The organism is Streptomyces sp. NPDC017979, from assembly GCF_044328175.1.
GTDB lineage: Bacteria > Actinomycetota > Actinomycetes > Streptomycetales > Streptomycetaceae > Streptomyces.
Genome location: NZ_JBIRGU010000002.1, coordinates 390774 through 402816, shown reverse-complemented (window position 1 = coordinate 402816; position 12043 = coordinate 390774). Strand labels below are relative to the sequence as shown.

Here is a 12043-nt window from a genome sequence, read left to right as displayed (position 1 = left end):
CTCCCCCGACGGCTGACCCCGGCCCCCGCACGGCCCCGTCAGCAGCCCGGCGGGAAGTCGGCGGGGGGGGGGCGGTCATGCGCGCCAGGCGCCCGTCGCCGCGACCCGTACGACGTAGTCCTCGAAGGTCCGCGGCGCCCGGCCCAGCACCTCGGCGACGTCGTCCGTCGGCTCGGCCAGCAGGCCGCGCTCCATCAGGACGAACATCTCCGCGACGTGGTGCGCGTCGGTCTCGCCCCACCCCTCCTTGAGGAGCGCCGCCACGTACTCGTCCGTGGAGGTCTGCCGGTACGCGATGGGCCGCCCGCTCGCCCGGGCGATCAGTTCGGTGGCCTCGCCGAAGGTGATCGAGCGCGGTCCGGTCACGTCGTACGTCTTCCCGGCGTGCAGACCGGGCTCGCTCAGCACCTTGGCCGCGACGTCGGCGACGTCCTCGACGTCGATGAACGGGTCGGGCACCGCGCCGGCCGGGAGCGCCAGTTCCCCGGCGAGCAGCGGGGCGTGGAAGAGGTCCTCGTCGAAGTTCTGCGCGAAGTTCGACGGCCGCACCACGGCCCACTCCAGCGCGGAGCCGCGCACGGCCTCCTCGGCGGAGCGCATCTCCAGCCCGAAGGTGGTGTCGCCCCAGGTGTCGGAGCCGCGCCCGGAGAGCAGGACCAGCCGCTGCACTCCGGCGGCTTCGGCCCGGGCGACGAACTCGTGCGCCGGGCCCGGCACGGCAGGGGGCACCAGGTAGACGGCTTCGGCGCCCCGCAGGACGGCGTCCCAGCCGCCGGGCTCGGACCAGTCGAAGGGCACCGCGCTGGTGCGGGAGGCGGAACGGACCGGGGTGCCGCGCAGCCGCAGTCGGGCGGCGACCCGCCGACCGGTCTTGCCCGTTGCGCCGAGTACGAGAGTGTTGGCGTCGCTCATGACGTCGATTGAACACGGCACTTTCGGACGATCCCATGGGTGAGAAGCCGGATTGCCTGCGTCATCGTCTAGCTTCGTCGAGATGGACATGTTCAGTGATCTGATCCGGGGCGTGCGGGCCCACGGCTCGTTGTTCGGCAGCTCGACCCTGTCTCCGCCGTGGGCGCTGCACTTCGTGGACGGGGCGCCGTTGACCCTGTGCACGGTGTTGAACGGGGCGGGCTGGATCGTGCCGGAGCACCATCCGCCCGAGCCGTTGCGGGCCCGCGAGACGATCGTCGTACGCGGCCCGGCGACGTTCACCTTCGTGGACGAGGTGGGTACCAGCGCCGAGCCGGTCGAGTGCGGCGAGTTCTGCGCGACGCCCGAGCACGGCGGGACGCGGCACCGGATCGGCTGGCACGACCCCGTGGAGGGGCCCGGGAGCGCCGCGGCCGCCCGCACCGACTGCGGTGCGACGACGCTGGTCGTGGGCGCGTATCCGGTCCGCGGCGAGATCAGCCGGCGGCTGCTGGAGGCGCTGCCGGTGGTGCTGCGGGTGACGCCCGGGGGCCCGGCCGACGCCGTGCTGGACCACCTCGCCGCGGAGGCCGCGGTGGACACCCCGGGCCAACAGGTCGTGCTCGACCGCCTGTTGGACTGGATGCTGGTCTGCACGCTGCGCCAGTGGTTCGACCGCCCGGGCGGCGAGTCGCCGCCCTGGTGGGCGGCCCAGCGGGACCCGGTCGTCGGCGATGCGCTGCGGCTGCTGCACGCGGAGCCGGCGGCGCCGTGGACGGTGGGCGCGCTGGCGGAACGCACCGGGGTGTCCCGTTCCACCCTGGCCAAGCGCTTCTCCGACCTGGTGGGCGAGCCGCCGCTGACGTACCTCACGCGCTGGCGGATGACGCTCGCCGCCGACCTGCTGGTCGAACAGCCGTCGGCGACGGTCGCGGAGGTCGCCCGCGCCGTGGGGTACGCGGACCCCTTCGGCTTCAGCGCCGCGTTCAAACGCGTCCAGGGCGCCAACCCGAGCGCCTTCCGCCGCACCGCGGTCGCCCGTGCCCGCGCTTCCGGCGCCCCCGTTCCGCCCCGCACGGCCACGGTCGGCTCGCCCGCCTGAGCGCGGGGCCCGCGGCAGGTCGTGTCCGGAAGGTGCCACGCATGTCCCTGGGCGGGTGGACGGAGCCGCCGTAGCCCTGCGGGAGCGTTGGTCTCCACCGGGCCGCAGTGGACATGATTCCCGCGGGAAAACGGCGAGGGCATTTAAGGGGTGGCACCGGCCCGCAGAGCACTGGGGCCCTGCGGAACACGACAACAGGCGGGGCGCCCCGAGGCGGAGCCAGGGGCACGGCGGGTTGCCGGCCGCAGACAAGCCATTGCAAGCCGCTCAGGCGAATCGGCGGACTCCCCCTCCCCCGCTGAACGGCCGCCAGCCCGGGTCGCCGGTGCGGGCGAAGGCGACCCACGCCGCGTGCATCTCCGCAGCCAGCGCGGCGGGCGGTTCGGCCGACGATTCGGCGGGCAGGTTCGGCGGGCCGAGTGGTCCCCGGGGGCCCAGCAGCCCTTGTGGGCCGCGCAGGGCGGGGAGGTCGAGCCGGTCGAAGACGAAGGGGAGTTCCACCGTGTGCGCGGCGCCGAGCAGGCCGTCGACGGCCGGGGAACGCCAACCGAACTCGTAGACGTGCGCCCGGCCGTGGGCGTCGGCCAGCCGTCGGCTGCCGGCGCCGAACAGCCCGTCGCCGAGGATCGCCGAACGGAGCTCGCCGTGCCCGGCGCCCGGGTGCCGGGCACGGTGGGCCGCCACGAGCGGGTCCGCGGCGCCGTGGGCCTCGGCCGCAGCGCGTACGTCCTGCGCGGTGGAAGTCTTCAACTCGCCCTGGGGTGCCAGGTAGAGGTTCCCCTCCTCCGCGTTGGTGCCGATCAGCAGGTCCACGTCCGCCAAGGGGCTCTCGGCCGGTTGCCGGGCCAGTACGAGGCTGAACGGGCTGAGCCCCATCAGGGGGTCGCGGCGCTCGGCCGTCCGCAGGTCGATGCCGCCCAGTTCGGGCACGACCTCGACGAACTCCTCATCGGGCACGTCCGCGAAGGCGGCGGCCGTCGGCGCGACGCCGAGCACCGCCGCGGCCCTACGCGTCACCCGCGCCGCCTGCTCCGGCGAGTACGCACCGAGCCCGCTGCCGCTCTGCACGATCGCGCGCCGCACGAGCCCGGCCGCAGCCGGCGTGGCGAGGACCGCGCCGACGATCGTGGCGCCCGCGGACTGGCCGAAGAGAGTGACGTTGCGGGGGTCGCCGCCGAAGGCCGCGACGTTGCGCCGGACCCAGCGCAGCGCGGCGACGACGTCGAGCAGGCCGCGGTTGGGCGGCGCGTCGGGCAGGTCGAGGAAGCCCGCGACGCCGAGACGGTAGTTCAGCGTCACCAGGACCACGCCGGAGCGGGCGAACGCGGCGCCGTCGTACAGGGCGGCGCCGGTCGAGCCGGCCACGAACCCGCCGCCGTGCACGAACACCATCACCGGGCGGCGGTCGGCCCCGCGCGGAGCCCACACGTTCACCGTGAGGTGGTCGTCGCCGCGGTCCCAACCGGGGCCGAAGTACGGCGACATGTCGAGCGCGCCGAAGGCGTCCCGGCGCGGCTGCGGTGCGCTGGGCCCCGGGGTCAGGGCGTCGCGCACACCCGTCCACCGCGCGTGGGGCCGGGGCGGGGCGAAGCGGCCGGCGCCCTGCGGCGGTGCCGCGTAGGGGACGGCGAGGAACCGCGCCACCTCGCCACCGGCGTGTTCGGTGAGTACGCCGCGGACGCGGCCTTCCGTCGTGGTCACGACCAGATCGGACACAGTTCCCTCGTTCTCGTTCTCGTTCTCGTACGCGGTGCAGGGCGGCGTGACTTCTTCAGATCCGGTCGAACGGAGCCCACGCCGCGATCGCGAACGCGTCGCCGTCCCGGACGACCTCCGCCGCCCCCGAGCCGCCGAAGTGCGCCGGCACGACGAGCGCGTTGGTGTCGCTGGCCCGGCCGAGCAGTCGGCGTCGGGTGGCCCTCGCCTCGGCTTCGTCCTCGCAGAAGCAGGTGTTGGTGTCGGGGGAGACGACCTGGAGCGGCATGTGCAGCAGGTCGCCGACGAACAGCGCCCGGTCGGTGCCCGATGCCAGCGCGAGCACCGAGGAGCCCGGCGTGTGCCCCGCCGCGAGTTCGAGCCGCAGGTTCCGGTCGATGGTGTGCGCGTCGTCCCACAGCAGCGCCTGCCCCGCCTCGTACACCGGCGCCACGCTGTCCTCGAACACGTTCTGGTTCCCCCGCCCCAGTCGCGCGGCGTGTCCGTTCGCCGGGTTCCAGAAGTCGAAGTCGCGCCGCGGCAACAGATACGTGGCATTGGGGAAGGTCGGCACCCAGGCGCGGTCCTCCAGCCGGGTGTTCCAGCCGACGTGGTCGACGTGCAGATGCGTGTTGACCACCAGGTCGACGTCGGCCGGCTGCACGCCGGCCTTGGCGAGTTCGTCGAGGAAGCCGGTGCGCCGCCGGCTCCAGATCGGTGCGTAGGGGCGTTCCTTGTCGTCGCCGATCCCGGTGTCGACGAGGATCGTCGCGCCCTCGCTGCGCAGCAGCCAGGTCTGCACCGCGTTGACGCACACGTCCGCCGCGAGGTCGATGAAGTCCGGCTCCAGCCAGTGGGAGTGTTCCCGCCACGCCTGCTCGGGCGCTTCGGGGAAGAAGGCGGCCGGGGCGATCCCGACCGGTCCGTGGAACTCGACGATCCGGGTGATCGACACATCGCCGAGCACGATCTCCTGCATGGCTGGTCCCGTCCGTTTGAGGTGGTGGAGGTCTGGGTGGTCGTTGGAGTCCCGCCAACCTCGCGCGCGGCGGCACCAGGCACCAGCCCCGCCTTGTGCCCACGCACGACCTGCCTACGCATGACGTGCCTACGCATGACGTGCCTACCCATGACAGGGCCAGGCTGCGGGTCGCGAACGCGGGCATACTCGACGCCATGGCGCGTTCCCAGCAGCTCAGCGAGTTCCTGCGGGCCCGAAGGGCCCGGGTGCGCCCCGCAGACGTGGGCCTTCCCGAGCTGCCCGGCGTACGGCGGGTGGCGGGCCTGCGCCGCGAGGAGCTGTCGCACCTGGCGGGCGTCAGCGTCTCGTACTACACGCGCCTCGAACAGGGCCGGTCGACCAACGCGTCCGACGGCGTCCTGAACGCGCTCGCCACCGCCCTACGGCTGGACGAGCACGAGCACGCCCATCTGCGGGACCTCGCCTCGCAGCGCCTGCGGCCGCTACGGCGCCCCCCGACCGAACGGGTCGATCCCCTCACCCGCGACCTGCTGCGTTCCGTCGGCCACACCCCGGCGCTGGTGCTCGGCCGCCGCGGCGACGTACTGGCCTGGACCCCATTGGCCCACGCCCTGCTCGCCGGCCACCTCTCCCCCACCGCCCCCGACCGCCCCGAGGACCGCCCCAACCTCTCCCGCATGCTCTTCCTCGATCCACACACGCGGGAGCTGTACGCGGACTGGGAGCGCAAGGCGCGAGCGGTCGTGGGCAACCTCCGCCAGGTCGCCGGCCGCCACCCCGAGGACGCCCTCCTCGCGTCCCTGGTCGGAGAACTGACCATGATGTCCCCCGAGTTCGCCACGCTGTGGAACGACCACCGGGTCAAACCGTGCGAGGCGGACGCGTACCGCCTGCGCCATCCCGTCGTCGGTGCCCTCACCGTCACCCAACAGGTCCTGCTCCCCGCCCGCTCCCCCGAACAATCCTTCGTCCTCGTCACGACGGAGGAGGGCTCCCCCTCCCAGGACGCGCTGTCACTGCTGCGCACGTCCTGACGCCCCGCGCGTTCCCTGTGCGCCTGGGACGTGGCCGCGGCGTCCCTGCGGAGGTGTGACCACTGCGGGGAAACGGCGAGGGCATTGGGGCGCCGAGGTCCCCCCACAGGCCCTCAAGACCCGTCCTAGCGTGTCCACTCGGCGAGGTGGTGCCGGATGAGCGCGTCCAGGCGGCGCCACGCCGGCGACGCGTCGCAGACCGCGCCCCGGATGAGCCCGGGGATCTCGGACGCCGCGTCGAGCTGCGGCAACTCGCCCTCGGCCCCGTAGCGTTCGCGGGTCGCCTCGCCGATCCGTCGGGCGAGTCCGTCGATGCGGGGATCGTCCGCAGCGAGGTCGTACGCCCGGTCGTACTCCAGGAAGAGCCGCCGTAGCGCCGGCTCGGCCAGGCTCGCGCACTGGTCGTGGAAGAGTGCGGCCGCCCGGTCCGGGTGGGTCGCGAAGACGAGGATCCACAGGTCGCGCTGGAGGTCGATCCACCGCGGGGTGAACCCCCAACCCTTCAAGTCACATAGATGGGCGGCGACTTCACCCGGCAGCGGCGCCAGCTCCCCCGCCGCGAGCTGGGACAGCCGCTCCTGCGTCGCCCGCAGGCCGCGGATGCGGGCGGCCAACTCGTCACCGATCTCCCGTAGCGCCCGCTGGAACTCCTCGTCGGACGCCGCCCTCAGCTCCCGGATGCGAGCCAGCGGCACCCCCGCCTCCGCCAACGTTCGGATCTTGATCAGGTCGACGGCGGCGTCCGCGCCGTAGCGCCGGTAGCCCGAGGCGTCGCGCTCAGGTTCGGGCAGCAGCCCCTTGTCGTGGTAGACGCGCACGGTCTTGATCGACACTCCGACGTACCCGGCCAACTGCCCGATGGTGATCACCCCACCATCGTCTCGCTTGACCTTTCCCCGGGGGCAGGGTTCCACCATGACGCCATGGACAACACCACCACCAACACCAACGCCGATCGCGGCGTGCTGCGCGAACTGGCCGACGCGGGCAACGAAGCCGCGCTCGACCGGCTGGCCGACCTCGCCGACGCGGCCGACGACGTCCACGAGCTGAGCGAACTGCTGGACGAGGGTTCCGCCCGCGCCGGCCGCCTCCTCACCCGCCGCGCGGTCGCGGCCGGCGATCTGCGCGAGCTGCAACGGATCCACGAAGCCGGCCACGACCCCGCGGAGCACGAACTGAACCGGCTGCTGGAGTCGCCGGCCGAAGGATCGTGACGGGCGCGGCTGCCTACCTCGCCTCCGCGGCGTCCGCGGCTTCGGCAGCGGCAGCGGCATCAGCGGCGGCCATGCGGACGAGGGTGTCGACGAGTTCGTCGGTGGTCGTGCGCAGCCGGTCGGTGTTGAGGTGTCCGCTCAGCTCCATGTCCGCGATGCCGTGGGCGCTGGTCAGCAGCAGGACGCCGTAGTGCCGTGCCTTCTGCTCCCCCATGAGGGCGGTGACGACGGCCAGGAACTCGTCCTGGAAGCGTCCGGCCGCGCGGACGCGGTCCGCGGCCGGGTCGCCCGCAAGTGCGCACAGCTTGCGCCGGACGCCGTCGAGTCCTTCACCGTGCTCTTCAGGACGGTGTCCTCGGCGCCTGAACAGCATGTGGTACAGGTGCGGTTTGTCCCGGCCGACGGCGATGAGGGTGCGGAGGGTGCGGCGCACCTTGTCGGCGGCCGACAGGTCCGGATCGGTCCGCAGGGCGTGGACCTGGTCGGTGATCCGTTCCCAGCTCTCGGTCACCACGGCGGTCAGCAGGCTGTCCTTCCCCGTGAAGTGCCGGTACGGCGCCCCCCTCGTCACGCCCGCCCGCGCGCCCACCTCGCGCAGGGTGACCGCCTCGGGCCCGCCGAGGTCCAGGAGTTCGGCGGCGGCGTCGAGCAGGGCGCGACGGGTGACGGCGGCGGACTCCGCACGGGTGACCATGACGCCCACCATACAGTTGACAGCGTCATCTGAATCGATAGCGTGACCCGGGTGACAACGTCATCTGAATCCCAGAAGCTGATCGTCATCACCGGAGCTTCCACGGGCCTGGGCGCGTCGAGCGCCCGCGAACTGGCCCGTCGGGGATTCCACGTCCTGGCCGGCGTACGACGCGAACGTGACGCCGACGCCATCCGATCGGCCGGCGTCGAACCGGTCATCGTCGACATCACCGAGCCGGAGCAGGTGGCGGCGCTCGCCGCGCGGGTCGCCGACGACCCGCGTCCGCTGCACGCGCTCGTCAACAACGCCGGCATCCAGGTGAACGGCCCCGTCGAAGCGCTGCCGATGGCGCAGTGGCGGCGGGTGTTCGAGGTCAACCTGTTCGGCCACGTCGCCGTCACCCAGGCCCTCCTGCCCGCGCTGCTGCGCAGCGGAGGCCGTGTGATCAACATCAGTTCGGTCGGCGGCAAGTTCGCGATGGCCACGTACGGCGCCTACGCCGGCGCCAAGTTCGCCCTGGAGGCGGTGAGCGATTCGCTCCGCCGGGAGGTCGCACCGCTGGGCGTGCAGGTGGTCGTGGTCGAACCCGGCGGCGTCCGCACGGAGATGGCCGCCCGCGGGATCGCGACGGCGAACGACCTGGCCGCCCAGATGACACCGGAGCAGGAGGAGCGCTACGGCGGAGTGGTCCGGGCGAACAACGAGTTGATGGCCTCGGGCACGGCGTCGGGCCTGACCGCCGACGCCGCCGCCCGGGTCGTCGCGAAGGCCGCGACGGCACGCAGACCGCGCACCCGCTACACCGCCGGCCGGGACGCCGCCCTGATCGTGCACCTGGGCCGACTGCTGCCCGATCGCACGCTGGACCGCCTCCTCGCGACCAACCTGCGCCGCCACCACCCGAAGGCACCCGCCGCCGCCACGCGCCGGGGCCGTCGGGCGGCACGCGCCCTGTGTTGACCCGTGGTTGGGCGGGCACCGCGGCCGCGCAGTCCACGCAAATCCCTTTGGTGGGGCGCCGCGACCGCTGCTACGTTCCCGGTGGCCGTGCGAAAGGACGAGGAGGTGGTACCCGTGAACGCTACATCGACGTGGGTGCTCCCCTCCGGGGTCACGGTCGGGCGATAGGTCGTCGTCCGGGAGCGCCATCCAGCGCACTCCCGAAAGGCACGACCATGCAGTTCATCTCCGAGCAGCGCCACGACGACGGCGTACTCGAACGCGAATTCACCCTCGGCGAGATCCCCGGCACCGAGATCCCCGGCACCCTGTGGACGCCCGAGTCCGCCGCGCCGGTCCCGCTGATCCTGATGGCCCACAACAACGGCCTGCCCAAGAACGCGGCCCGGCTCGTCGCCCGGGCCCGGGCGTCTGCGGCCTGCGGCTACGCGGTGGCCTCCATCGACGCCCCCGGGTGCGGTGACCGGCCCCAGTCCGCGGCCGACGAACAGGCGCGCACCGACATCCGCCGGGCTCTGCAAGCCAGCGAGCCCGTCGACGACCTCTTCGAATCCTTCATCGGCCCGCTGGTCGAAAAGGCGGCCCCGGAATGGCGGACCACCCTCGATGCGCTCCTTGAGCTGCCCGACATCGGCGGCCCGGTCGGGTACTCGGGGTGGACCGCCGTCGGCATCCGCCTCGCGGTGACCGAGCCCCGCATCGCCGCGGCGGCATTCTTCGCCGGCGGATACGTGCCCCGCGCCCAGCGCGAGGAGGCCCGGCAGGTCACCGTCCCGCTGCTGTTCCTCCTTCAGTGGGACGACGAAGGAAACCCCCGACAACGAGCCCTGGACCTGTTCGACGCCTTCGGCACCCGGGAAAAGACCCTCCACGCCAACCTGGGTGGACACACCGGCACCCCGTGGTTCGAAGTGGAGGACGGAAACCGCTTCTACGACCGCCACCTGAAGTAGCCGGAGCCGGCTTCGGCGACGCCCCTCCCGCGGCACGCTCCTGCCGCGGGAGGGACCCCGAAGGCTCACGCGACGGGCGCCCCGGCCGCGAAGGTCACAAAGCAGGACCAGGCGGCGGTGGGAACGAGCAGGGCGGGGCCGTGCGCAACCTTGGAGTCACGTATGCCGATGTGGGTGGCGAGGTCGGCGACTTCGACGCAACTGTTGCCGGTGCCGTCGCTGTACGACGACTTGAACCAGGCGACCTCCACACAACTGTTGCCCGTATCGCCGCTGTACGACGACTTGAACCACGGACTCGTGGGTGTCAGAGCTATCGCAGGGGTGTGAGTGTTGATGGCTCTACTGCTTTCTCGCTAGTTCCTTCACGAATTCGATGGTTTCCTCGACTCCGAGGGCCGCACCCGCCATCGCGTTGAACCGGCGAGTGAACCGGTCCACTTCCCGGGGCTTGTCTGAGGTGGAGACCGCACCCCAGGCGTTATCGGTCTGGACACGGGACGGTAGATCGCCCAGATCCAGAATCGCGAAATCGTGTATCGCTCGGTATCCACGCCGGAACGGCATCACCTGAAGCGCCACGTGTTCCTCGCCCGCGAGCCCTACGATCTCCTCGTACTGGACGCGCATGACTTCGTCATCGCCCACAGGTGTGCGCAAGGCTGCCTCTCCGAGGATCACCCGGAGCCGAACGGGGTTCTCACGATTCAGGGCCCTGCGCTTGCGCTCCATCCGGACTTCAACGCTGCGCTTGATGAACTCAGCAGTGGTGTCCTCGATGGGGCGCCCCATCTCAAGGACCGCCTTCGCATACTCGGGGGTCTGAAGCAGACCGTGCACCACCGTCGGGTGATACACCATGATCCCGACCGCCTCCGCCTCCAACCCCACATAGTGCGGCATCCCCGTCGGCATGAAGCTGCGGTACTGCGTCAGCCACTCCTCTGTCGGCGCCTCGCGGTTGAGGTCGATGAGCTGCTGGACCAGTTCCGGGTCCGTCACGCCGTACCGCTTCAGCAAGGTCCGCAGGTTTCCCACGTTCCGACGGAAGTTCAGCTCGCCCAGCTCGATCCGGGCCAGGGTCGGTTCCGAGAGGTCGCTGAGCCCCTTGACCGCCGCCTTGCGGGTCATGCCGCGGAGGCGGTCGGGCTCGACCGGCGGGCAGTTCTCGCGTAACTGCCGTAATTGGATGCCGAGCTCCAGGCGACGGCCTGTCGCTCCTCGTTTGGCTGCCACGTGCGCACCCTCCAGTGCCCCTCGTGCTGTCAAGTATCCCGTTGTGCAGGCGGACTGCGCCCGTGCGCAGGCAGTCCGGCCCGTTGTGCACGTCCCCGCATAGTCCATTTCTGACCTGGCAGAAATTTCAGAGACGTTCCGCTTGCGGGGCATTCTGCCCACGCGTCACGGTAGTTCAGGTAGCACGACGTATGTGCGGCCTTGCTCGAACCCAACCCCCCTTGCGAGCTGGCAATTCGCACGTCCGCGCGACCTCCCCCCAGGCTTGCGAGAGGACCTCTACATGCCCACCATCACCCCCACACCGGTGGCTACTTCACCGGTCGGTTTCGACGTCACGTTGAGCAGGTCCGGCAAAGCCGGGGAGCCCCTCAGCGACGAGGACCGACTCTGGCCCGGACTCATGCGTCACGCGGCCCGCGCGCACGCCACCCTCTGGCGGCTGGACCACCTCGTCGACACCGTGGACGTACTCGTCTCCGAGTTGGTCACCAACGCCCTCCAGCACGGCGAAGGCTCCGTCGAAGTGCACCTCTGGCGCACGGGCAGCCGGCTGCTGATCGAGGTGGGCTCCGTCAGCCCGTGCGTGCCGCGGGTGCGTGACGCATCGCCGTACGACGAGAACGGGCGCGGGATGTTCCTCGTGACGCTGCTCGCCGACGAGTGGGGCGTCACGCCCGGCGGCGCCTGGTGCGCGCTGCGGCTGGACGGGGGCGGCGCGTGATGCACGCGGACGACCTCGCCGCGCGCGTACGCGCCCTGCGGGACCTGGACGCCAACGGAGACGCGCTCGTGCCGCTCGGCGGGCGGCTGTTCGACGTCGTGATCAGCGCGGCCGGGCAGCGCGGGCACGCCACCGTCGCGACGGTCGAAGCAGCGCAGACGTACGGCTGCGGACCGGTCATCGCCGATGTGCGCCGGCCGTGGCTGTACTGGCTCGTACCGCCCGGCACGACCGCGCGGTGGGAGCACCATCCGCACGGCGTGTGCGTCGGCGCGCCCGCGGAGATCGTCGTGCCGGCGCTGACCCAGCGGCGGCCGAGCGGCGGGGCGTACTGGTTACGTCCCTGCCGCGGGCGCCTCCTGGTCTCGCCGGGCGCCCTGCGCCGCGCCCTGTATGCGCACCAGCCGCGACCCACGCCGCACCGCTCGATGCGGGAAGTGCTCGGCGGCCCGGCCTGAACAAATGGGGCCGAGGCCGGGGCGAAGGCCGGGACCTACAGGAGCTTGCTCCTCGCCGACCGCGGCCCCGAAG

Annotated in this window: 14 protein-coding genes; 7 read left to right on the top strand and 7 right to left on the bottom strand. The window is 72.1% G+C overall.

The features are described from left to right. Window positions 1-75: 75 nt before the first annotated feature. Window positions 76-912, bottom strand: coding sequence for an NAD(P)H-binding protein (locus ACH4E8_RS07765; protein ID WP_398445385.1), 837 nt, complete (start codon window positions 910-912; stop codon window positions 76-78). Between the two features lie 82 nt (window positions 913-994). Between ACH4E8_RS07765 and ACH4E8_RS07760 the strand changes: the two genes are divergently transcribed. Beyond that, window positions 995-2014 carry an AraC family transcriptional regulator gene (locus ACH4E8_RS07760; RefSeq protein ID WP_398445384.1) on the top strand — a complete coding sequence of 340 codons (1020 nt, stop codon included), beginning with the start codon at window positions 995-997 and terminating at the stop codon, window positions 2012-2014. 267 nt (window positions 2015-2281) lie between these two features. On the opposite strand, the gene ACH4E8_RS07755 is transcribed toward ACH4E8_RS07760, so the two are convergent. Together ACH4E8_RS07755 and ACH4E8_RS07750 are read right to left on the bottom strand one after the other, a co-directional pair. Continuing rightward, window positions 2282-3721 carry a carboxylesterase/lipase family protein gene (locus tag ACH4E8_RS07755; RefSeq protein ID WP_398446087.1) on the bottom strand — a complete coding sequence of 480 codons (1440 nt, stop codon included), beginning with the start codon at window positions 3719-3721 and terminating at the stop codon, window positions 2282-2284. 64 nt (window positions 3722-3785) lie between these two features. Further along, entirely contained in the window at window positions 3786-4688 is a 903-nt protein-coding gene (locus tag ACH4E8_RS07750) for an MBL fold metallo-hydrolase (RefSeq protein WP_398445382.1), read from the bottom strand. 197 nt (window positions 4689-4885) lie between these two features. Here ACH4E8_RS07750 and ACH4E8_RS07745 point away from each other — a divergent pair, with 197 nt between their 5' ends. Beyond that, a complete protein-coding gene (locus tag ACH4E8_RS07745; protein ID WP_398445380.1) occupies window positions 4886-5725 on the top strand; it encodes a helix-turn-helix transcriptional regulator in 840 nt (279 codons plus the stop codon). Between the two features lie 125 nt (window positions 5726-5850). Here ACH4E8_RS07745 and ACH4E8_RS07740 read toward each other — a convergent pair whose 3' ends face one another. Further along, the gene (locus ACH4E8_RS07740) at window positions 5851-6594 is read right to left on the bottom strand and encodes a MerR family transcriptional regulator (RefSeq protein ID WP_398445378.1); all 744 of its coding nucleotides are present in this window, start codon (window positions 6592-6594) and stop codon (window positions 5851-5853) included. A 54-nt stretch (window positions 6595-6648) separates the two neighbouring features. On the opposite strand from ACH4E8_RS07740, the gene ACH4E8_RS07735 reads away from it, so the two are divergent. Then, complete coding sequence (locus ACH4E8_RS07735; RefSeq protein ID WP_398445376.1) at window positions 6649-6942, top strand: hypothetical protein; 294 nt, start codon at window positions 6649-6651, stop codon at window positions 6940-6942. Window positions 6943-6955: 13 nt separating this feature from the next. Here the strand turns inward: ACH4E8_RS07735 and ACH4E8_RS07730 are convergent, their stop codons facing one another. Then, complete coding sequence (locus ACH4E8_RS07730; RefSeq protein ID WP_398445375.1) at window positions 6956-7636, bottom strand: TetR/AcrR family transcriptional regulator; 681 nt, start codon at window positions 7634-7636, stop codon at window positions 6956-6958. Window positions 7637-7687: 51 nt separating this feature from the next. Here ACH4E8_RS07730 and ACH4E8_RS07725 point away from each other — a divergent pair, with 51 nt between their 5' ends. Both ACH4E8_RS07725 and ACH4E8_RS07720 read left to right on the top strand, forming a co-directional pair. Then, complete coding sequence (locus tag ACH4E8_RS07725; protein ID WP_398445374.1) at window positions 7688-8599, top strand: SDR family NAD(P)-dependent oxidoreductase; 912 nt, start codon at window positions 7688-7690, stop codon at window positions 8597-8599. A 215-nt stretch (window positions 8600-8814) separates the two neighbouring features. Continuing rightward, on the top strand, window positions 8815-9552 hold the full coding sequence (locus ACH4E8_RS07720) for an alpha/beta hydrolase (RefSeq protein WP_398445373.1): 738 nt from the start codon (window positions 8815-8817) through the stop codon (window positions 9550-9552). Between the two features lie 65 nt (window positions 9553-9617). On the opposite strand, the gene ACH4E8_RS07715 is transcribed toward ACH4E8_RS07720, so the two are convergent. Both ACH4E8_RS07715 and ACH4E8_RS07710 read right to left on the bottom strand, forming a co-directional pair. Beyond that, on the bottom strand, window positions 9618-9863 hold the full coding sequence (locus ACH4E8_RS07715) for a DUF397 domain-containing protein (RefSeq protein WP_398446085.1): 246 nt from the start codon (window positions 9861-9863) through the stop codon (window positions 9618-9620). A 31-nt stretch (window positions 9864-9894) separates the two neighbouring features. Continuing rightward, window positions 9895-10788, bottom strand: coding sequence for a helix-turn-helix domain-containing protein (locus ACH4E8_RS07710; protein ID WP_398445372.1), 894 nt, complete (start codon window positions 10786-10788; stop codon window positions 9895-9897). A gap of 307 nt (window positions 10789-11095) precedes the next feature. On the opposite strand from ACH4E8_RS07710, the gene ACH4E8_RS07705 reads away from it, so the two are divergent. After that, window positions 11096-11512 (top strand): ATP-binding protein, encoded by a 417-nt coding sequence (locus ACH4E8_RS07705; protein ID WP_398445371.1) that lies wholly within the window; start codon window positions 11096-11098, stop codon window positions 11510-11512. After that, window positions 11512-11970, top strand: a complete 459-nt coding sequence (locus ACH4E8_RS07700; protein WP_398445370.1) for a hypothetical protein — start codon at window positions 11512-11514, stop codon at window positions 11968-11970. Before ACH4E8_RS07705 ends, ACH4E8_RS07700 begins: the two co-directional genes overlap by 1 nt. Window positions 11971-12043: the final 73 nt, after the last annotated feature.

Excerpts from the sequence above, each read along its gene's own strand:
- ACH4E8_RS07735 (WP_398445376.1), top strand. The coding sequence starts at position 6,649 with ATGGACAACACCACCACCAACACCAACGCCGATCGCGGCGTGCTGCGC.
- ACH4E8_RS07700 (WP_398445370.1), top strand. The coding sequence starts at position 11,512 with ATGCACGCGGACGACCTCGCCGCGCGCGTACGCGCCCTGCGGGACCTG.
- ACH4E8_RS07765 (WP_398445385.1), bottom strand. The coding sequence starts at position 912 with ATGAGCGACGCCAACACTCTCGTACTCGGCGCAACGGGCAAGACCGGT.
- ACH4E8_RS07745 (WP_398445380.1), top strand. The coding sequence starts at position 4,886 with ATGGCGCGTTCCCAGCAGCTCAGCGAGTTCCTGCGGGCCCGAAGGGCC.
- ACH4E8_RS07720 (WP_398445373.1), top strand. The coding sequence starts at position 8,815 with ATGCAGTTCATCTCCGAGCAGCGCCACGACGACGGCGTACTCGAACGC.
- ACH4E8_RS07750 (WP_398445382.1), bottom strand. The coding sequence starts at position 4,688 with ATGCAGGAGATCGTGCTCGGCGATGTGTCGATCACCCGGATCGTCGAG.
- ACH4E8_RS07730 (WP_398445375.1), bottom strand. The coding sequence starts at position 7,636 with ATGGTCACCCGTGCGGAGTCCGCCGCCGTCACCCGTCGCGCCCTGCTC.
- ACH4E8_RS07760 (WP_398445384.1), top strand. The coding sequence starts at position 995 with ATGGACATGTTCAGTGATCTGATCCGGGGCGTGCGGGCCCACGGCTCG.